Source organism: Lysinibacillus sp. FSL L8-0312 (assembly GCF_038003285.1).
Taxonomy (GTDB): domain Bacteria; phylum Bacillota; class Bacilli; order Bacillales_A; family Planococcaceae; genus Lysinibacillus; species Lysinibacillus fusiformis_D.
The window spans coordinates 2,776,463-2,796,502 of the sequence record NZ_JBBOOV010000001.1; the positions used below are offsets into that span (position 1 = coordinate 2,776,463).

A 20,040-nucleotide genomic window follows, 5' to 3' on the forward strand; every position below is an offset into this window, starting at 1 on the left:
AAACGTCTACTACCCTAGTAGGCGTTTTTTTGAAAGCAAGTACTTATAAAACTAATATGATAGAAGTATAGAAAAGGATATTTTATACGTGCTTTTCTAAGGAGGGACTATCTTGAAACCAATTATATTCTGTGATTTCGATGGCACGATAACAGAAACTGATAATATCTTTTCATTAATGACTGAATTTGTACGAGAGGATTCTGAAAAAATTGCTAAAGCCATGATGGAACAAACCATTTCATTTAAAGATGGGCTTTCTGCTATGTTTCATCTACTTTCTACTCAACAAAAAGATGAAGTAATTCAATATCTTATGGATTCAGCAGTAATTCGTGAGGGCTTTGGGGATTTTGTTCGCTATGCTCAAGACCATAACATACCATTTTATATTGTAAGCGGTGGCGTTGATTTTTTCATTGAGCCTCTAGTTGAAAAATATGGTCCTTTTTCGGGCATCTACTGTAATAAAGCCGATTTTTCAGGTGAACAAATAGAACTAATCTATCCAAATAACTGTGACGAGGAATGTGTTAAATATAGCACACAAGGTTGCGGTTGCTGTAAACCTAGCGTGATGCGGAAGGTTGCAGAGGAGGATCATTTTAAAATTGTGATTGGTGACTCTCTTTCTGATTTTGAGGCAGCTAAACTAGCAAATATTGTTCTTGCTAGAGATCATCTTGTTCAGCGCTGTGAGGAGCTTCATATTCCATATAAACCTTTTACTACATTTCATGATTGTCTAAATAGTGTACAAGAGCTTGTGGAATAAAAAAAGGCTGTTCCTACAATATAGAAAAATAACAAGGGAGCCACTTTAAATGACTCCCTTTTCCTATTTTAATTATGCTAATAATACTAAGCTAATGGCCATGACAGCCATTCCCCCTACTAGACCATACATGGATAAATGTGTTTCATCGTATCTTTGCGCTGCAGGTAATAATTCATCTAATGAAATAAAAACCATAATGCCTGCAACACCAGCAAACACGATGCCAAACATTACATCTGTTAAAAAGGGCATAAGGAGCAAAAATGCTACTAGTGCACCGACAGGCTCTGCTAATCCTGATAAAAAAGATAACTTAAAAGCTTTTCGACGATTGCCCGTTGCAAAGAAAATAGGGACTGATACAGCAATGCCTTCTGGAATATTATGAATGGCTACTGCAATAGCAATAGCAATCCCCACATTTGGGTCATTAATAGCTGACATAAATGTAGCAATGCCCTCAGGAAAATTATGAATGCCAATAGCGAGAGCTGTAAAAATACCCATCTTCATCAAATGCTCTTCATTGACCTGAGGCTTCACTGCATTCACATCTTCAACTAGCTTTACTTCGTGAGGATTAGTAGCCTTAGGAATAAATTTATCTATTAAAGCAATAAATAACATCCCGCCAAAAAATCCGAGAATTGTCATCCAATAGCCATTTGTTGTGCCTAATGCGTCGGTTAAAGCATCTTTCGCTTTAACAAAAATTTCTACAAGGGATACATATATCATGACCCCTGCTGAAAAGCCCAATGCGAATGATAAAAATTTTGTATTTGTTCTTGATGTAAAAAAGGCGATTAAACTACCTACACCCGTTGCAAGTCCGGCAAAAAGAGTCAACCCTAGTGCCAGTAAAACATTTCCGTCCATTCCCTTCTTCCTTTTCTCTTTTTATTATTGTACTCATCTTAACTTAGAAGTTTCCTATACGCAATTCTTTTTTATAAGGTAAATATCATTCTTTACAATAGGGAAATCATGCTCATTCATTAGTATATAAAAAACCGTGAGCACATTCTTTCTGAGAGAGTCACTGCCTCCCGTTTCATCTACTTCTACATAGAAGATAATCAAATATAGCAAAGACAGAGACATTTTGCTTATCTTGCTGTCACGACTGTGATGTTGTGGGGAATTTAAAGAAATGCTTATAAAAAGGACCGAAACATGTAAAAAGGAATCGAGATTAAATTTCTCGATTCCTTTTGTAGACAGTATCAGTTCATCCTGATACTATTTATATTTTTTTATTTATGGTTTGATTGAAATGATTTTTTACGACGTTCATACCAGATGACACAGATGATAAACCAAGTATATCCCATACTCCAACCTGCAAGCACATCCGTAGCAAAGTGTCGAGCTCCTGCAATACGTGATAATCCAATGAGTACCATTAGAATTATTGCACCTAGCCACAGCACAATTTTACGACCTTTACTATTATTCTCGGCGAAAATATAAGCGATTGTGAATAAGTACAGAATACCCGTCATAGCATGTCCAGATGGAAAGCTAAAGGATGTCAGTTGGTTCTCCAATTCAGGACGTGGTCTTTGGATCCATTTTTTTAGTAATTGATTCAAAACATTGCCCGCTGCAAAAGTTAACACTACAAATAGCATGGCTCGATAATTTTTTACCTTCCAAGCTAAATACACCATTAAGACTACTGCGACAGCGACAACAAATTTAGGCTCTCCTATATAATGAAAGATCTCTATAAATCGATTACCAAAAAAGATCTCCGCCATCTTTGCGTCAAATGTATTCATGAACTCGCTTTGATAAGTAGCTCTTACTACGAAAAATACAATTAGCGTTAAAATTGCTAATGGATATGCCCATTTTTTCATTCTTTCACCTCAAAAACATTCATGCTATGATCTTCACATCATAACATAAATAAGTCTATTCTGAGCGAAATATAGACTCTCGTTTTAAGAAAGGTAAGCACGTTCGTATTCTTGATAAACATGGATGGATGCTTCTTCAGGTTTGTTAAAATAATCGGAAATAGCCAATGCAATAATAAACAAAATGGCTACTATAGGTAGTATTTTTCTAAACATCCTAAACACTCCCTTATCCTTTTTTGTTCCACTTCGTTTACTTGATTAACACAGGATCAAATAGCCAATCTTTTGGGCCAAAGTTTGAATCCTTTTCTCCTCTAACTTCACGAGAAATACCATTTTTTATAATCGTTTCTCTAAATCTTTTACTGAACAAAGTCTTTCTATAAAGATATCTTCCATCGTGACTACATTCAGCTGAGTAAAATACATCGCCTTTTAAGTGCTTTAAATCTTCATGCTCATAGGTATCAGGACCATTAATCACGCCATTTAAGCCGCAGCTACATGGAGGTTGTTCCGTTGCAAAATATAAATTTACTCTATCCTTGCTACATTCAGGCAGCACTTGCACAGGAATAATTTGATAAGCTAGTTGCTTTCCTTCTTCAGGTCCTTGATGGATAACCTCTAAAAGTTCAAAGCCTTCTAAATTTTCCTTTTTCATGAGTGATGCTAGTGCCTCAGAAGCAACCCAATAACCATTTACATGGACTAAATGGCGATCCTTCATTTGTGTAGTATCAATGACTATAGGTGATAACTGCTCTTTATCCATTAGACCACAGTATTTACAGTGTGTGCTTAAAGAAAATAATGTCCCTTTGTCCTCTAAGAACATTTCTGGTGAATTACCTGTTGAATTTAAAGTAAATAATGGTGCCCGTTCATATTCCATATCTGAAAATTCAAAGTAAAAACGTTCTCCTATTGAAACAATACCAAATTCGCGTTCTAATGATTTATATAAAGCTGTTACCTGTTCGTATGTTACATCTTCATTTAATGTAAAAATAGGATTAAACTTTGTTTTTAAATTTCTTTTTCTAATTTCAGGCGCACCAATCGCAATACCATGACGATTATAAACGTTAATAACTTGATCTTGACTAGTTTCATCTACGGAAAACAAATTTTCAAGTTCTACTTTCACAATACACGCCTACCTTTATAAAGTTTTATGGTGAAGTATATTGACTAGCTAGTAACATTCTACAATCTACTAACGCTACTTTATTCATAGATAGTCAGGCTGCTTATTCTAATAAAATCTATTGTCTATTACTCACTAAAGCAAATCTACTTAACCACCGTTAATTTAAGCGTACCAGTACTTACACCGTCTTTTCAACTTCGGGTTTACGCCAATTTTTTGGCGTGATTCAAGTGAAAATCTGGCGTGATTTGGCGGTCATAAAAAACACCGCCACTTTTTTGGCGGTGTTCCTAGTATTTTATAGGTTATTTCTCATATAAATATGGTTTTATTTTACTAAGGTAATATTTAGGATAGTAAACTCCCAGAAAGCTCCCTTTTTATTGAAAAATATACCAAGAGTATAGCATAGAAATAGTTTAGAGTAAATTCATTCTTTCAGCTAGATTTACAGCCTCTGTTCGTGAATCTACATTGAGCAGAGAAAAGAGTTGTGTCAAATATCTCTCAGTTGTTCGCTGAGGAATGTTTAATTCAATCGCGATGGCTTTATTTGTATGGCCCTCCGCAATCAATCTTAAAATTTTCTTTTCCTTTTCATTTAAATGAATATCTTTTGCATCTTGCAGTTTAAATTTATCATCCAAAAAATCCAAGAAATTTTTAGGTAAAACAATTTCTCCGTTTGCAATGGCTCTCACCGTTCGTAAAATTTGCTCTTTAGAGGCCGTTTTAGCTAAAATGCCTTCTATTTTTCTTTCCAAAATAAGCGGGTAATAATCCGTGATATCATCACCTGTATAGAGGATAACTGCAGCATTTGACTGAAAAGCTTTAATATTACGGGCTAAGTTAATGCCATTTTCGAGTGGCATATTGATATCAATCAAATAGATATCATATGGCTTATTTTTTATTCTTTGAATAACACAAGTAGCATCGCTTTCCGTATCAATGATAATATCATCATTCTCTTGAAATAAGTTTTTAGTTCCCTCTAATACTATTGGGTGATCATCCACTATGAGCATCGTAATCAAGTGTTTCACTCCCTTCTTTCACTATTATTCTAATAGACATCCCTTTGTTTATGTGAGCGTCAATATAAAATTGCCCATTAAATGCTTTTACACGCTCCTGCATACCTCGAATACCCATAGACTCTGCTACAATAATATCCTCCACGTTACAGCCTACACCATCATCATTATAAATGATTTCAAAGCCATCATTCATCTCATTTAAATGGATTTCAACGGATGCGGCATAGGAATGCTTTAACGCATTATTCAGTAGTTCTTGAAACAATCGATAAATCATTAAATTCATGCGCTCATCCTCTAAATAAAGACGATCGATTGTATAAATGAGCACAAAGTTAGCTCTTTCTTGAACTTTTCGAATTAACTTTTCTAATGCAGCATTTAAACCTAAAGTATCCAATAAAGGAGGCTTTAGATTTTCACAATAGCTCCGCAATTCATATAAAGAGATAAGCATTTGTTTATGAATTTTAGCAAGTTGCTCTTGAATATCCGATGTATTCTTTGCATTAACAAGGACATCCACTTCTCGTGCAATATGGAGTTGCTCTTGTAAATTGGTGTCATGTAACTCTTGAGCTAACTGGTATTTTTCTTCTTCAAACCTTAACCATAATAGCTTATTTAGCCATGGTAACTGACCATCGTCAGCCTGTTTCATATGCTTTAGTTCCTCTATCAGTTCTTCCACCATCTTTGTATTTTCAATAAAATTATTTACATACAATAGGAGCAATTCAAGCCATAAAAGCTCCTCATCTTTTAAATGGATCGTATTATTATGCCCCAACACTAATGCTCTTTTATAATGTGCGTCTTGATGGAGAAAGGCTACATAAACTTTGTCTATCTTTCTTATTTCTCCTAATCTCAACTCTTCCACAGTATCAGGATGAATCGTAAAACTTTCTCCAGCCATCGTTAAGAATTCATTCGTAACATAGTTATATGTTATGACAAAAACATCCTCTAACTCAAGATGCATAGAAACTTCATAAGCAAATTTCTCTAAAAGCTCGTCGATTTTAATGGTTTTACCAATTTTATCTACAGCAGTATATAGTTGATGAATATAGTCACCTTTTGTAGAAAATAGTATTTTCCGTTTTCGATAATCAACCTTTTCTTTTACGTAAAAGAGAATTACTAATGATGAAAATGTAAAAAGTGCTACTCCTGACATGACAGTCATAGTTAAATACTGTCCTGCAATAAAATACAGTCCCATAGTAATCCATAACGTAAAGCTTAAAGAGAATATGACATAATAGCGTAATCTTGTAATATGATACTCAATATCAAATAGCCTTTCCGTTAGTTGTGTAAAGATAAAGCTAAAAGGTATAAGCAATAAAAATAATGAGCAAATTTCAGCTGAAAGAATGTACGTATGAAAAAGAATTTGTGGAAGTGCATACAAAAAAAGAAATGGTAGAAACGGTATTAATATACTATTTAATAAAATTTTCAACTGTGGTGAGCTGTATTTGAAATAGCTTATTAGTAAAATACTAAGGATAATCACAAGGAGAAGAAGAAACATGGCTAATACTATATTGGAAAGAATATCGTTAGCAGCAGGATAAATAGTGCCTGTAAAACCTAGTATAAAAGCGATTATGGGGAAAACATAAAAGAGTTTGATATTATCCATAAATACCCAATTCGCTTTCACAAATAAAAAGTAATTTCTTAAAAAATGTAATAATAGGACTAAACATAACACCATACTACTACGATTGACGATAATACCGATCGCATCTAACCTACCAGAGACACCACTGCTCACATATGCTAATGAAACATTTAACATAAAAAGAATAAGTAAGTCTGCTAACTTTGAATTCCTTTGCTTGGAATGTAAATAAAACGCAATGAATAACGTCAAAAAATAATAACACGCCGGAACAAAAAATATATATAAAAATTGCTGAGGAATATCTAAGTGTCTAATATGTATGTTTATTAAACTTCCACTTGGCTTCATAACTGTTAAATCATTAGCTGATAATATTTTGGATTTATACTTCAGCTGATTTAAATGGTCAATTGGACGTTCATCTACCTTTACAATAACATCACCAATGGCTATATTTTGACTGTCCGCCCAGTCTTTATAATCAAGTTGAGTTACTACCCACTGACCATTTTCTTTTTCTACCTCAATATCAATATATGGCGCGCTATAATTCACATAATTTAAATAAAAGCCAATCATTAAATAGAGAATTATAGCTGGCCAAAATAATTTACTACGCAATGTTTTTAGTTCCAAACATCACTTTCTGCAATCATCTCTCCGCTAAATGCTTCTAGAATTGCTTTTTGTTCAACAGGTGAAACTCCAATTAATGAGGCTTTTTGTTCTTTTAATAGTCCAACTAGGCTAGGATTTTGTTCTAAATACTGGATTACATTAATCATACTAATCTCTCCTCATTTCATTAATTCTTGCAGATATATTTTACCTAATTCGTTTATCTCTACATTTTCAAGGTAATTCAAGGCTTTAAACTTGTAAACATTTTTTATTGTGATGGCATAGCGTATTGCCCCACTATTTGTCAACTCATTTTCTGTTGCATTTTGATCTAAAACTGTAACTATATCATCATTATAATAGCTGGCAACAGAATTTGAAATATCATTTTTCTTGGTTAAAAGGTATATAATAGGCAATGAATATTTTTTGTTTAGCAGGTCATTTTTAGGGCCCCACACTTTCAAGCCTTGTATATCATTTTTAATTTGCTGGATAATACCTATGTATTTCCCATACTCCTCTACTTCTTTAGAAACTTCCCCTTTTGCAAGTACTTCGCCGATCAAACAGCCCATTGCTGTTAAAGAGCCAGATTTCTGAGTTATCATTTGTACATAGGATTCTTCATCGCGGCAATTATTTAGTAAATCTAGTTGTTGACCATTTATACTTTGTAACGCGTATTTCTCAAGTAGTCTTATAGCAACTTGTTTATGCTCAAAGGAAGTGTCATCGATTGCTTTAGAAGCCATGATCAGCATTGCTAAGGCAACGTTTAATGATAACTCAGGTGTTTTACTCCAAATATAGTCTGAATCCTTATCCTGTATATCATCAATAATATCAAAGGAAAGTATTAAAAGTTCAATTGCCGCAGCTACTTTATAGATATCTTCATTTACTCCGTCAGAAAATGCTTCGTAATGCCAAAAGCATAACTTACCAAAGGAAAAACCTCTGGTTGTTTTTTCTTCTTTAAAGCTTTTTAACAGTAATTGTAGCTCATGTCCCAGTAATGTCTCATTTTCTATAAGAATGTCTAATGATTCATTAATACGTTCATCTAAACCGTTCAATAGTCCTCTCTCCTCTCTAGCATATTACTAGATATTATATAGATTAGTGGGAATTAATACTAGTAACATAATTAGGTAAGCCATATAAAAGCATTAATTCTTTTTTAGAGATAGAGACCGCCAAAAAATGGCGTTATTCATGCAAACCACGCCAGATTTTTGCTAATAATTACTAAAAAAATGGCGGTAGAGAACTAAGCACCGCCACTAAAGTGGCGTAAACTTACCCTTGAAATGGCGTTCTAACAGATGTTACGCTTATAGTAACTCGAGGATTAGTAATTTTAGCTATAGCAAGATTTTTATCCTGCTCAATATACTACTGCTATGTAAAACAAATGAAAGTACTGGTAAATGACTATCTGTACTGTCTTATACATATTTAATTTACAAATAAGGGGATCAGGACTTACGGTTTGAAATAAATATTATTTTCTGTATGTTTATTTCTGTCCTAATTACCTAATATACCAATTAACGGAATTTGATATTACTACAATATCTGTATTATTAGAACAAAAGATTTTATAGCAATAAATTAAACATTAGTGAACAATAAATTCTTTTGTACTGGGAGTGATTTAATATTGAAAAATGCATTAAATGAAACTATTTTCATACTTACGGCTACTTTTTCATGTAATATCTCTGTCTCAGCTGAAGAAATTACAATTAAACAGCCTACAATTGATCAACATCGAATGGAGCAAGTCATTATTCAATCCGAGTTAAAAGCTTATCAAGAAACTTTAGCAGCATATCAAGGCATTTCAACCGTATCAAATCTTATTAGTGATATTCCTGGATTTGAGGATACATTCCAACAAAAAAGGGATCTTTATATGGAGCAGCATGGCATTATAAGAGTTTCGACCGAAAGTTTATCCAGTATGGCATCTGTCAATCCTTTTACCTTTGGATTAAACCTAGATTCACCTTCTGTCTATATGACACCACAATACACCATCATCAATGCTAGAGGGCTAGAAATGGAGACGACGACTCAAGATCATTTTGATGAGCAAGGAAATACAAGCATTTCAGGATTGTCCATCAATGAAAGCACGATATCCTTTAATATGGATTCAACATTTAGTGGGTGGCGAAAAACATCAATCAAACATTAAAATATAGTTAAGCAGGTCACCATCATCAACGTGACCTGCTTTTATATGTATTAAAAAAGGTGCCTCAATCTCTTGAGACACCTTAAGGCTATTAACCTTTTACATAATAAACTTCTTGTCCACTTTCAATGATATGATCAGGCTTTGGCTTTCCTGCGCTTGCCTTGTGGCCGGCAATATGCTCAGGGCTCTTCTCCCAATTTTTCCATGCTTCTTCTGATTCCCAGCGAACCATCACTAGCACTTCCTCATCACCGCGGCGAACTTTCTTTACAAGAACCTGTTTATCAATATAACCAGGTTGTTGTTCAAGTAATGATGGACTGTTTGGCTTAGCACCAAAGCGTTCCACAACCTTATCCGAATTACCTTCCGTCACAACGATACGTTTAATTTGTACAAACATATTAGTTAAACGCCTTTAACACATCTTCAGCTTTTTGTGTTTCTGATTGTAAACCGCCACCTGAAAGGTACCAAACTTCCGGATCCAAGTAGAATACTTTACTGTTTTTCACAGCATTTGTTGCACTTACGATTTCGTTTTCAATTGCTGCTTTTGTACCTGACTCACCGTTTTCATTTACAACAGCGTCACGGTCAATAACGAATAAAATATCTGGGTTTTTCTCACGTACGAACTCAAAGCTTGCATTATCACCATGAGACTCAATTTTAAATCCGCCAGCTTCAGCTACAGCTTTTACACCATATACATCATGAATCACACCGAAACGTGAACCAGGACCAAATACAGATAATGAACCTTCACTACCTAAAACGATTAATGCTTTTTCTTCTGTTGCAGTTGCTTTTGCTTTTACTTCTTCTACTTTTGCTTCATAGGCAGCAATTGCATCTGCTGCTTCTTTTTCTTTACCAAAGATTTTACCTGCTAATTCTGTATTAGCTTTGAATGACTCTAAGAAGTTATTGTTATCTACACCAACATATACAGTAGGTGCAATTTTAGATAATTCAGCATAAGCTGCTGATGCACGACCAGAGATGAAAATAATATCAGGGTTGATTTCAGATAGTTTTTCATAATCAGGTTCGAATAATGTACCTGCATTTACATAAGTGCTATCTTTATATTTGCTTAAGTAAGCTGGTAATGAATCTTGTACTACAGCAGTAGGATTAACACCTAAGGCATCTAATGTATCTAGGAAACCATTATCAAAAACGACAACTTTTTCTGGCATTTTATCAAGTTTTACTTCTTCAAATGTAGTAGTGCTATCACGACCTTCAACTGTGCTTCCAGGAATTGTTAGTGGGTATACTGATGATTCTTCATTTTGTTCTTCAGCCGGTTTGTCAGTTGAAGTCCCTTTATCTTCTTCTTTTGCTTCGTCTTTTGAACCACAAGCAGCTAATACTAATAGCATCATTGCCATTAATACCGTAAGTAATTTCCATTTTTTCATTGTAAAATTCTCCTTTAAATAATTTATTTGATAGTCAATTGATGGTTGATCCATCGATAACTATTTTTACGAATTAAAATAAACACAAATTCGACAGCCATCCTGTTCTTGAACAGGGATATCCATATCATAGATTTCCTTCAATGCATCTGAGTTAATAATGTCATTTGTAGGACCGTTTTTAACTACACGGCCATCTTTCAATGCCACGATATTATCAGAATAAACAGAGGCAAAATTAATATCATGTAATACGATGACCACTGTTTTCCCTAACTCATCAACAAGTTTACGTAAAATCTTCATAATCTGGACAGAATGCTTCATATCTAAATTATTCAATGGCTCGTCCAGTAAGATATACTCTGTATCCTGCGCAATAACCATTGCAATAAAAGCACGCTGACGTTGACCGCCTGATAGTTCATCTAAATAACTTTGTTGCATATCTTCTAAATTCATGTAGCGAATAGCTTCGTCCACTTTTTCTTCATCTTCAGGCTTTAGGTTTCCTTTTGAATAAGGGAAACGACCAAAGGATACAAGCTCACGAATGGTTAGACGGACATTCATAAAGTTTGATTGCTTTAATATCGAGACACGCTTGGCAAAATCATCTGATTTCCAACGACGTACATCTGCTTTATCGAGTAGTACTTCGCCAGTATCTGCATTCAGTAAACGGCTTACCATTGAAAGTAGCGTGGACTTCCCTGCACCATTCGGTCCAATAAAAGATGTGATTTTTCCTGAAACAATGTCAACACTTACATCTTGAACGACAGGCTTTTTCCCAAAAAACTTCGTAATTTCTTTGACTTGAATCATCCTGCTGACCTACTTTCTCTTAATAATAAGTAGATGAAGTAAACCCCACCCACAAAATTAATAATGACACTAAGTGTAGTACTGAAACCAAATACACGTTCAACCATCCACTGTCCACCGATTAAAGCAATAATACTCATGACACAGGAGCCAGTAATCAAAATAGAATGCTTGTATGTTTTGAAATACTGATACGATAAATTTGCAACAATTAAACCAAAGAATGTGATCGGCCCAACGAGCGCCGTCGAAACGGCAATCAAGATCGAAGCTAAAATCAACATACGTTGTACCAACTTATCGTAAGGTACACCTAAATTAATCGCTGTATCTCGTCCCAAGGACATCACGTCTAATTGATTCATGTGGCGAGCACCATATGCAAACGTTATTAAAATGATAACACCTGCTAGCCAAACTAAATCTGAATTGACATTATTAAAGCTTGCAAACATTTTACTTTGTAAACCTAAAAACTCATTAGGATCGATTAATACTTGGAAGAACGTCGTAATACTTCCTAAAAACGTACCAACAATCATTCCGACAAGCAGTAAAAAATAAATCGGTCGCTTTCCTTCTTTAAATAATACTCGGTAAAAAATTAAAGCGAATATAATCATCACTACAATAGCAAGCGTGAAATTATAGTAAATATTAATGACTAATATAGATGTAGAGCCAAAGAAAAAGTAGATGAATGTTTGAATCAACATATATAAAGCATCTAATCCCATGACACTTGGCGTTAAAATACGATTATGGGTAATTGTCTGGAAAACTACTGTTGAATAGGCAATAGCTATACCTGTTAACGACATCGCTACTACCTTTATGACACGACGTGGAAAAGCATAATGATAGTTACCATTTAGTGCCCAAAATAAATACAATAAAATGGCTATTACGGCAAGACCTAGTAAAATGAACATCTTTGTACGATTACGCATATGCTCTCCCCCTAAACAACATGAATAGGAAGATGGCACTTCCAATTACACCAACAGTCATACTAATTGGTATTTCATAAGGGAAAATCAGTACACGTCCCAAAATATCGCAGAATAATAAAAATGACATACCAAGTAATGCTGTATGTGGCAAGGTTTTTGCCAAATTATCACCTTTAAACAGTGAAATTATGTTTGGAATGATCAAACCAAGGAAAGGAATGACACCGACTGTTAACACCACTGTTGTGGAGATAAGGGCTACCAACACTAAGCCTAAATTCACCACAAATTTATAGGATAGACCAAGATTTTTTGCAAAATCCTCTCCCATCCCAGCTACAGTAAAACGATTTGCGTAAATGTAAGCTAAAATAAGTACTGGCACACTTATGTATAACAGTTCATAACGGCCTTTCATGATTAATGAGAAATCTCCTTGTAACCATGCAGAAATGTTCTGGATAATATTCGCCTTGTACGCAAAGAATGTTGTAACGGAGGACAAAATATTTCCATACATTAAGCCAATAAGCGGTATAAAAATCGCATCTTTAAACTTAATTCGGTTTAATATTTGCATAAATAGTAATGTGCCGGCTAAAGCAAATATGAAAGCGAAGGAAATTTTTTGAAAATACGTGACATTCGTAAAGAACATCATGGAAATCAATACACCCAACCGCGTGGCATCTAATGTACCAGCTGTTGTTGGCGATACGAACTTATTCCTACTTAAGCTTTGCATAATTAAACCAGCAATACTCATACCTGCACCTGCTAGCAAAATAGCAACAAGTCTAGGTACACGACTAATTAAAAATAGTCTAGCTTCTTCTGATTGAAAGTCTAATAGGTCGCTAGGCTTAATATCTATTACTCCGATAAATAGCGACACAATAGACAGCACAATCGTTGCTGTTAAAAGATATCTTATTTTCATAGTAATCCCCGGTAGATTTCATTTTTGTGTGTAATTCACTTTCTAGTGAAAATGATTATCATTACTCACGTTTCCCATTATAAGCATGATTTTATTCTCAGTCAACCAACAATTGAGAATTATTCTCGTTTTATTGAGTATTAACTAAAAAACGTGTCTAATAAACAAAATATCAGTAAGTTCGCTAAACTCTACAACTGAAATAATTCACTATTTCTACAAATTTTTTATCCAAACAAAAAGGTAATTGAGAACAAAAGCTATCTCTCAATTACCATTTTTATATTAAATAATCTTCCTCGTACCTCTTAACCACGCAGAAACAATAAATATAATTAACACCAAACCTACATAGCCCATTACTGCATACAGCTTTGCCACTAGTGTCGTGAATCCTACAAGACTCGCTAGAAATCCGAGACCACCTATAAAAATAACTGCTACTCTAAAGCTAGCTTTACTAGGCTCGAAAAACCTTACCATGAAAGAATAGAGCATTCCTACGGCCGTATTATAAATCATCCCCAAAAGGGAAATTGCCATTAAAAGGCCCACTATAGGATGGATTTCATTTGCTAAGGCTAGCATTGGAATATCTAATCCAACAATGATATTCATTTTTGCTAGAAGGGAAAAATTAACAAGTAAAATTAAAGCGCCTAACAAAATGCCACCAATTATGCCACCCATGCCAGCAACTTTGGCATTGCGTATAGAACCACACATAACCGTTAGTAAAGAAAAGCTAACCCCTACATTGAATGACATATACAGTAAGGCCGTCACCCACCAACTGTTTGCACTTACTTGAACCTGTTGGGCAATAACTGCCTGCTCTACAAAGGTAAGGTCCATCGTTGCTATAGCATAGATTGCGATAATAGAGACAATTGTTAGTAGATAGGGTGTGGCAAGGGCAATGATATTAATAATGCTTTTGACATCCATCATGACCGTAGCTACTGTAAGTAAAATCATACAAATACTCCCTAGCCAAATAGGTAGTCCAAACATTTGCTGAAATGTTGCACCCGCACCAGCAAACATAATCACGGCTACACCAAATAAAAAGAGAGATAATACAAAATCCAACACAAAGCCAATCGTATTCCCTGAAATTTGATAAATCAAATCCTTATGTGAGGCTGTGCGGAGTCTTGAGCTCACTTGAGCAATACACATGCCAACAATAGAGAAGCCAACCATGGCTAACAGCGCACCATATACGCCTTGAAAGCCATAGCTTGTAAAATAGAGGACAATTTCCTGTCCTGATGCAAATCCAGCTCCAACGATGATTCCTACATAGGCCCCACCGACTTGCAAGCTTTTTTTCAATCAGTTCTCTCCTCGTTTTTCCTTTATTGACTTACTAATGCTTTATTGATAGACCTCTGTACTAATCGTTAACTTATCAATAATAGTCATATTAGGCGCATACCCAATACCAACTGACTGCGACACCTCAATATAACCATCTTTCACTACTACTTCAGGATCAATTATATCTTCATACCAATAATGACTAGAACCTGCAGTATCACCAGGTAAAATAAAATGACTAAGCGATGTTAAGGCAATATTATGTGCTCGTCCGATCCCTGCTTCTAACATACCACCACACCAAACTGGAATTCGTTTCACTTTACATAAATCATGGATTCGTTTCGCTTCTGTTAAACCACCTACTCGTCCAATCTTGATGTTAATAACACCACAGCTCCCAAGCTCAATCGCTCGTCTGGCATCCTCAAAAGATGTGATACTTTCATCTAAACAAATAGGCGTTTTTAACTTTTTCTGTAATGTTGCATGATCGACAATATCATCCGTAGCTAATGGTTGTTCAATCATTAATAAACGAAAGTCATCCAGCTGCTGAAGTATATTTATATCCTCTAATGTATAAGCAGAGTTTGCATCCACCATCAAAGGTAAGTCTGGTAGTTCCGCACGGATTGCTCGTACTACCTCAACATCATAGCCAGGCTTTATTTTTATTTTCACCCTTTTGTAACCCTTTGCAATATGACTTTTTATTACCTCTATTAATTGCGCAGTGGAAGGCTGGATACCTACACTGACTCCGACTTCAATACGCTGCTTTTGGCCACCTAATGCCTGTGCAAGTGATTGCTTCGTTAGTTGAGCATAGATGTCCCAGACAGCACCCTCTATCGAAGCCTTCGCCATACAATTTCGACGAATAGGGGCAAATAAGGAATTGACCTCATCTGGATGCCCAATCTCTTTATGTAACAAGATGGGTATCAAAAAATCCTGTAGCATATGCCATGTGGTCTTTAATGTCTCTTCTGTATACCAAGGTGCTACAAAAGCAACGGTTTCTCCCCATCCTGTAATTCCTGACTCATCTCTTGCTTCTACTAATAACAGCTCTTTTTCATCGACTGTGCCAAAGCTCGTTGTAAATGGTGTTTTCATGGGCATTTTTAAGTGCCTTAACGTTATCTTTTCTACTCTCACGATATTCACTCCTTATCCTTATTATAAGGCTAATAAGGAGCGTCTGACTAACAGATAGCTATGAACATATTCTGTGTGCTTCTTCATACGTACAATGGCATAATCTTGATTAAATAATGTAGTTAAGATTGTGCGTATTTTATAACGCCAATCCTCTGCAAGTTTTGGACTCTCTACTTTCATTTTCTGTAAAGATTGTGGAATTGGTAAGAGATAGGCATCCTTGTAAAAGGACTGCTCCATCTGAAATGCATTTTCCACATCAAGCGCAGGTAAGCCATCGACGGTTAATGTCCACGGTACAATCTCCCCCGCTATTTCTTCTAATTCATCAAGGCTATCTGTCATTTGGTCACGCTCGATCCACCATTCAACGACTAACCTATCTGAAGGTAGTCCTTCATTAAAATCATCCTGGAGCGGGCCATAGTAATCATTTTCATATTGATAGCTAGTGGCATTTAGTTTTAGAAACGCTAGATTAGCTAAACGTACTTCTAACGGTTCAATTAACCAACGGACAAGCTGAAAACCATGTTCTTTTGCATATTCTTGTTGCGCGTGCTTCAATAATTCAGCTACACCTTGTTCACGATATGCTTTTTCTACACCAATCATGTGCGAATGTAAGTACATTTCGCCATCTTGATAACCCACGAAGCAATAGTTAAAGCCAATTAGCTTTTCTCCTAAAAATGCCCCTACTATTAACCCACCATTTTGTACAGCTGCTAGTAATTGATGGGAGGGAATTGCTTGGCTACCCCATATTTCTGCATTCAATTTTTGGACCTCTGCAATTTCTACCGGTGTCATTACTTTCTGTATACGCACTTGCTCTAACATTATGCTGACGCCTCCTTTGTCTGCCCTGAATCCAATGCTAGCAGTACTGCCCTCGTTAGAATTTCAACTCCCGTGACAAGTCTTGCTTGTTTAAATTTCATTTTTGGATGATGCAATCCCGGTGTAAGACCACAGCCCAAGCCAAGCATCGTTGTTTTTAAATGTGGTCGTTGCACAGCATAGTGATGAAAATCTTCTCCACCAGGTGTATGAACTGGCTTTCTTAAATTCGATAATCCCACAGCCTGTATAATGGCCTGCTCCATCATGTATTGTGCACTTGTGTCGACTTCAGCAGCTACAATATTCGCAACAGTGCGTAATTCAATCTGCACCTTATGCAAGATTTTAGAGGAATCTATAACGCGCTTTACCCCTTGTACTAAATCATCCATTACATTATTTTGCTGGGCACGAATATCAATCGTAAACGATGCATTACCAGGAATAATATTGCCTGAATCTCCACCAGCATGAAATTTCGTCATCTTAACAGACACTGGCACCATAGGATCAGTATGAATAGTTCTTAAATCTTCAATGATCGTTGCGCCTACTTCAATGGCATTAATGCCTAGGTGAGGTCTTGCAGCATGGGCATCCTCCCCTATAATCTCCCCCTCAAGCAAGCGAGAGGCACCGTGATAGAGCGCAGCACAATACGTACCATCCTCTAGCTCATGGACAGGTCGTACATGAACACCAAATAAATAATCTAAGTCATCAATAACACCTTCCTCTAAAACAGATAACGCTCCAGTTCCCTTTTCTTCTGCCGGTTGGAAAATAACACGAATTGTACCATTAAATGATTGCTGTAAGTCTTTTAAAAGTAATAGCGTACCAATGGCCATCGTCATATGTCCGTCATGACCGCAGGAATGATTTGCACGGAAATGACCATCGACCTCCTGCCATAAGGCATCTATATCTGTTCTTAACCCCACTTTTGGATATCCATGGCCAACATCGACGTATAGACCTGTGGAATTTTTAAACCGTATAGGAGAAAATCCTTCCTGTGTTAATAGCTCAACTATATAATTGGTGGTTTCTACTTCATGCCAGCTAATTTCAGGATTTGCATGTAAATACGTAAAAATCTCCATTAACCTTGGCCTCAAATAATCTAACTCTTCTTTCATGGCTTCCAACCCCTTAAATTTTCATATTATTAAGACTATTATAACGAAAATGATTATTATCTACATAGAAACTTATACCCACATTCAATAAATTAACTACTTACGATAATATATTTCACTCTAAATTTCTTAGATAGACTTTTATTTAGATAGCAAAAAAAGATGCAAGTACAGTTACTAATCAAACTGTACTTGCATCTTTCTTTTAATTAATACCCTTCATCGCTTTTGAAATAATCGGTGAAAGTACTAATATAATAATTCCGACCACAATAGATAATGAACCTAAGAAGCCGAAGTATGTGAATTCGCTTACAACTTCATAAACCTTTACTAATTGCGCATTAATTGCTTGTGCTGCGGCACTTGTTAAAAACCATAATGACATAGTTTGTGCTGCAAAGGCTTGCGGTGCCAACTTTGTTGTAGCAGATAGACCAACTGGTGATAATAATAACTCACCAACCACTACTAGGAAGAATGACAGGACTAGCCATAAAGGGCTTACTAACGTTTCCCCACCAGATAAGTATGCTGGAATCATCATTACTAAGAATGAGAGACCTGCAAAAAACAATGCATATGAAAACTTACGTGGTGTAGTTGGTTGCTTGTCCCCCCATTTAAGCCATAGCATCGCAAATAATGGTGCCAATGTTATGACAAATAAAGGATTCAACGACTGGAACCATGAAGATTGAAGCTGAATGCCTCCAATACTTAACTGAGTACGCTCATCTGCATACGTAGCTAAAATTGTTGCCCCTTGTTCTTGTATAGCCCAGAACATTACCGCTGATAAAAATAATGGAATATAAGCAAGTAGGCGAGACTTCTCATCTTTCGTAGTTTTTTCACTGCGATACATATAAATGAAGAACACAGTTGGAATTAATACACCTAGTGCCGTAATAATAAAACTGAATACATTCATTGTTAATGTACCCGTTTTAATACCAATAGCACCTAAAATGATGATAAGTAAGGCTACAATTCCGAATTGTGTAAAGACTTTTTTACGTTCTTCAGGCTTTAATGGATTATTAACTTGTAATCCTGCTAAGCCTAAATACTTTTTCTCTGTTAATTTGTAAACAATTAAACCAACAAACATTCCAAGACCAGCTAAACCAAAGCCTAGATGGAAGCTATATTTTTGTCCAATTGTTCCGACAATAAATGGCGCAATGAATGCCCCCATATTAATACCCATATAGAAAATAGAAAAACCTGCATCACGGCGGCTATCTGTTTCAGCATAAATGTCCCCAACAATACTTGAAACGTTTGGCTTTAATAAACCTGTACCCATGACGATAAATGCCATTGAAGCAAATAACATAGTCACTCCGCCAGGCAATGCTAGCAGTAAGTGACCGATCATAATTAACACGCCACCATAAAAAATGGTTCTACGTGTTCCTAAAACTCGGTCGGCAATCCAGCCACCTATAATACCAGACATATAAACAAGTGAGCCATAGATGGCCATAATAGAGTTCGCTGTTCCGCGGTCTAGACCTAAGCCACCCTCATTCAATTCATAATACATAAAGAAGATGAGAATTGCTCGCATTCCATAATACGAGAAACGTTCCCAAAATTCCGTGAAAAACAAAGTAAAGAGCCCTTTAGGGTGTCCAACAAAGCCATTTTGAGGGACAGATTTTACAACTTCATCTTTACTAGACATACAATACCCTCTCCCAAATAAAAATTATTCTCCAAAAACATTACTACCCTAATTTAAGGATAAAAAAACTTTGTTTCATCATACTAAAGCGTTTTATTATCTTTAGCAAGAGTTTTAAAAAATGTTGAAAATTTGTCATTTTTCTATAAATTCTGATTGGTTATAGCACAAAATATTAAATCCTTTGATATATCTAAGTTTTCTCATTCTTTGTTTTCAGAAAACTGACATAAAAGCTTTAAATTATTCTAAAATATTTAACATTCGGATTTTTTACTTATTATACAAATTCACACTATTTTGTCTATAAAATTTACGAAGTCCTGTCATGTAGTTCTAGATTCTACTATTCCCACTAATCGCAAAAAGCATGCCAAAAATCCTTTGGCATGCTTTGGGTGATCTAC

20 protein-coding genes are annotated in these 20,040 nt (G+C 35.6%); 2 read left to right on the forward strand and 18 right to left on the reverse strand.

What is annotated here, in order from left to right; genetic code table 11:
* Positions 1–112: 112 nt before the first annotated feature.
* Positions 113–775 (forward strand): MtnX-like HAD-IB family phosphatase, encoded by a 663-nt coding sequence (locus tag MHI22_RS13980; protein WP_101966898.1) that lies wholly within the window; start codon positions 113–115, stop codon positions 773–775.
* 72 nt (positions 776–847) lie between these two features.
* On the opposite strand, the gene zupT is transcribed toward MHI22_RS13980, so the two are convergent.
* From zupT to MHI22_RS14020, 8 genes are all read right to left on the reverse strand, one after another.
* Positions 848–1,657 carry a zinc transporter ZupT gene (zupT, locus tag MHI22_RS13985; RefSeq protein ID WP_036128366.1) on the reverse strand — a complete coding sequence of 270 codons (810 nt, stop codon included), beginning with the start codon at positions 1,655–1,657 and terminating at the stop codon, positions 848–850.
* 377 nt (positions 1,658–2,034) lie between these two features.
* Positions 2,035–2,643 carry a phosphatase PAP2 family protein gene (locus tag MHI22_RS13990; protein WP_036128368.1) on the reverse strand — a complete coding sequence of 203 codons (609 nt, stop codon included), beginning with the start codon at positions 2,641–2,643 and terminating at the stop codon, positions 2,035–2,037.
* 84 nt (positions 2,644–2,727) lie between these two features.
* Complete coding sequence (locus MHI22_RS13995) at positions 2,728–2,859, reverse strand: hypothetical protein (RefSeq protein WP_255358824.1); 132 nt, start codon at positions 2,857–2,859, stop codon at positions 2,728–2,730.
* Between the two features lie 37 nt (positions 2,860–2,896).
* A complete protein-coding gene (locus tag MHI22_RS14000; RefSeq protein ID WP_340812255.1) occupies positions 2,897–3,796 on the reverse strand; it encodes a hypothetical protein in 900 nt (299 codons plus the stop codon).
* A 422-nt stretch (positions 3,797–4,218) separates the two neighbouring features.
* On the reverse strand, positions 4,219–4,848 hold the full coding sequence (locus MHI22_RS14005) for a response regulator transcription factor (protein ID WP_340812257.1): 630 nt from the start codon (positions 4,846–4,848) through the stop codon (positions 4,219–4,221).
* Complete coding sequence (locus MHI22_RS14010) at positions 4,814–7,060, reverse strand: sensor histidine kinase (protein WP_051891772.1); 2,247 nt, start codon at positions 7,058–7,060, stop codon at positions 4,814–4,816. Before MHI22_RS14010 ends, MHI22_RS14005 begins: the two co-directional genes overlap by 35 nt.
* Positions 7,061–7,107: 47 nt before the next feature.
* Complete coding sequence (comX, locus tag MHI22_RS14015; RefSeq protein WP_036128375.1) at positions 7,108–7,266, reverse strand: competence pheromone ComX; 159 nt, start codon at positions 7,264–7,266, stop codon at positions 7,108–7,110.
* 12 nt (positions 7,267–7,278) lie between these two features.
* Entirely contained in the window at positions 7,279–8,181 is a 903-nt protein-coding gene (locus tag MHI22_RS14020) for a polyprenyl synthetase family protein (RefSeq protein WP_036128377.1), read from the reverse strand.
* 587 nt (positions 8,182–8,768) lie between these two features.
* Between MHI22_RS14020 and MHI22_RS14025 the strand changes: the two genes are divergently transcribed.
* Positions 8,769–9,308, forward strand: a complete 540-nt coding sequence (locus MHI22_RS14025; RefSeq protein WP_036128391.1) for a hypothetical protein — start codon at positions 8,769–8,771, stop codon at positions 9,306–9,308.
* Between the two features lie 91 nt (positions 9,309–9,399).
* Here MHI22_RS14025 and MHI22_RS14030 read toward each other — a convergent pair whose 3' ends face one another.
* The 10 genes from MHI22_RS14030 to MHI22_RS14075 form a co-directional block, all read right to left on the reverse strand.
* On the reverse strand, positions 9,400–9,714 hold the full coding sequence (locus MHI22_RS14030; protein ID WP_036128393.1) for an antibiotic biosynthesis monooxygenase family protein: 315 nt from the start codon (positions 9,712–9,714) through the stop codon (positions 9,400–9,402).
* Position 9,715: 1 nt separating this feature from the next.
* A complete protein-coding gene (locus MHI22_RS14035) occupies positions 9,716–10,741 on the reverse strand; it encodes a siderophore ABC transporter substrate-binding protein (protein WP_036128395.1) in 1,026 nt (341 codons plus the stop codon).
* A gap of 66 nt (positions 10,742–10,807) precedes the next feature.
* On the reverse strand, positions 10,808–11,569 hold the full coding sequence (locus MHI22_RS14040; RefSeq protein WP_036128397.1) for an iron ABC transporter ATP-binding protein: 762 nt from the start codon (positions 11,567–11,569) through the stop codon (positions 10,808–10,810).
* A complete protein-coding gene (locus MHI22_RS14045; RefSeq protein WP_036128399.1) occupies positions 11,566–12,519 on the reverse strand; it encodes an iron chelate uptake ABC transporter family permease subunit in 954 nt (317 codons plus the stop codon). The genes MHI22_RS14040 and MHI22_RS14045 overlap by 4 nt, the downstream gene beginning before the upstream one ends.
* Entirely contained in the window at positions 12,512–13,462 is a 951-nt protein-coding gene (locus MHI22_RS14050) for an ABC transporter permease (RefSeq protein ID WP_036128401.1), read from the reverse strand. Before MHI22_RS14050 ends, MHI22_RS14045 begins: the two co-directional genes overlap by 8 nt.
* 285 nt (positions 13,463–13,747) lie before the next feature.
* The gene (locus MHI22_RS14055; protein WP_036128403.1) at positions 13,748–14,800 is read right to left on the reverse strand and encodes a YkvI family membrane protein; all 1,053 of its coding nucleotides are present in this window, start codon (positions 14,798–14,800) and stop codon (positions 13,748–13,750) included.
* Between the two features lie 42 nt (positions 14,801–14,842).
* Positions 14,843–15,949 (reverse strand): o-succinylbenzoate synthase, encoded by a 1,107-nt coding sequence (gene menC / locus MHI22_RS14060; protein WP_340812260.1) that lies wholly within the window; start codon positions 15,947–15,949, stop codon positions 14,843–14,845.
* Positions 15,950–15,970: 21 nt separating this feature from the next.
* On the reverse strand, positions 15,971–16,795 hold the full coding sequence (locus tag MHI22_RS14065; RefSeq protein ID WP_340812262.1) for a GNAT family N-acetyltransferase: 825 nt from the start codon (positions 16,793–16,795) through the stop codon (positions 15,971–15,973).
* Complete coding sequence (locus tag MHI22_RS14070) at positions 16,795–17,940, reverse strand: M20 peptidase aminoacylase family protein (RefSeq protein ID WP_340812264.1); 1,146 nt, start codon at positions 17,938–17,940, stop codon at positions 16,795–16,797. Before MHI22_RS14070 ends, MHI22_RS14065 begins: the two co-directional genes overlap by 1 nt.
* Positions 17,941–18,145: 205 nt before the next feature.
* Positions 18,146–19,633, reverse strand: a complete 1,488-nt coding sequence (locus tag MHI22_RS14075) for a peptide MFS transporter (protein ID WP_036128411.1) — start codon at positions 19,631–19,633, stop codon at positions 18,146–18,148.
* Positions 19,634–20,040: the final 407 nt, after the last annotated feature.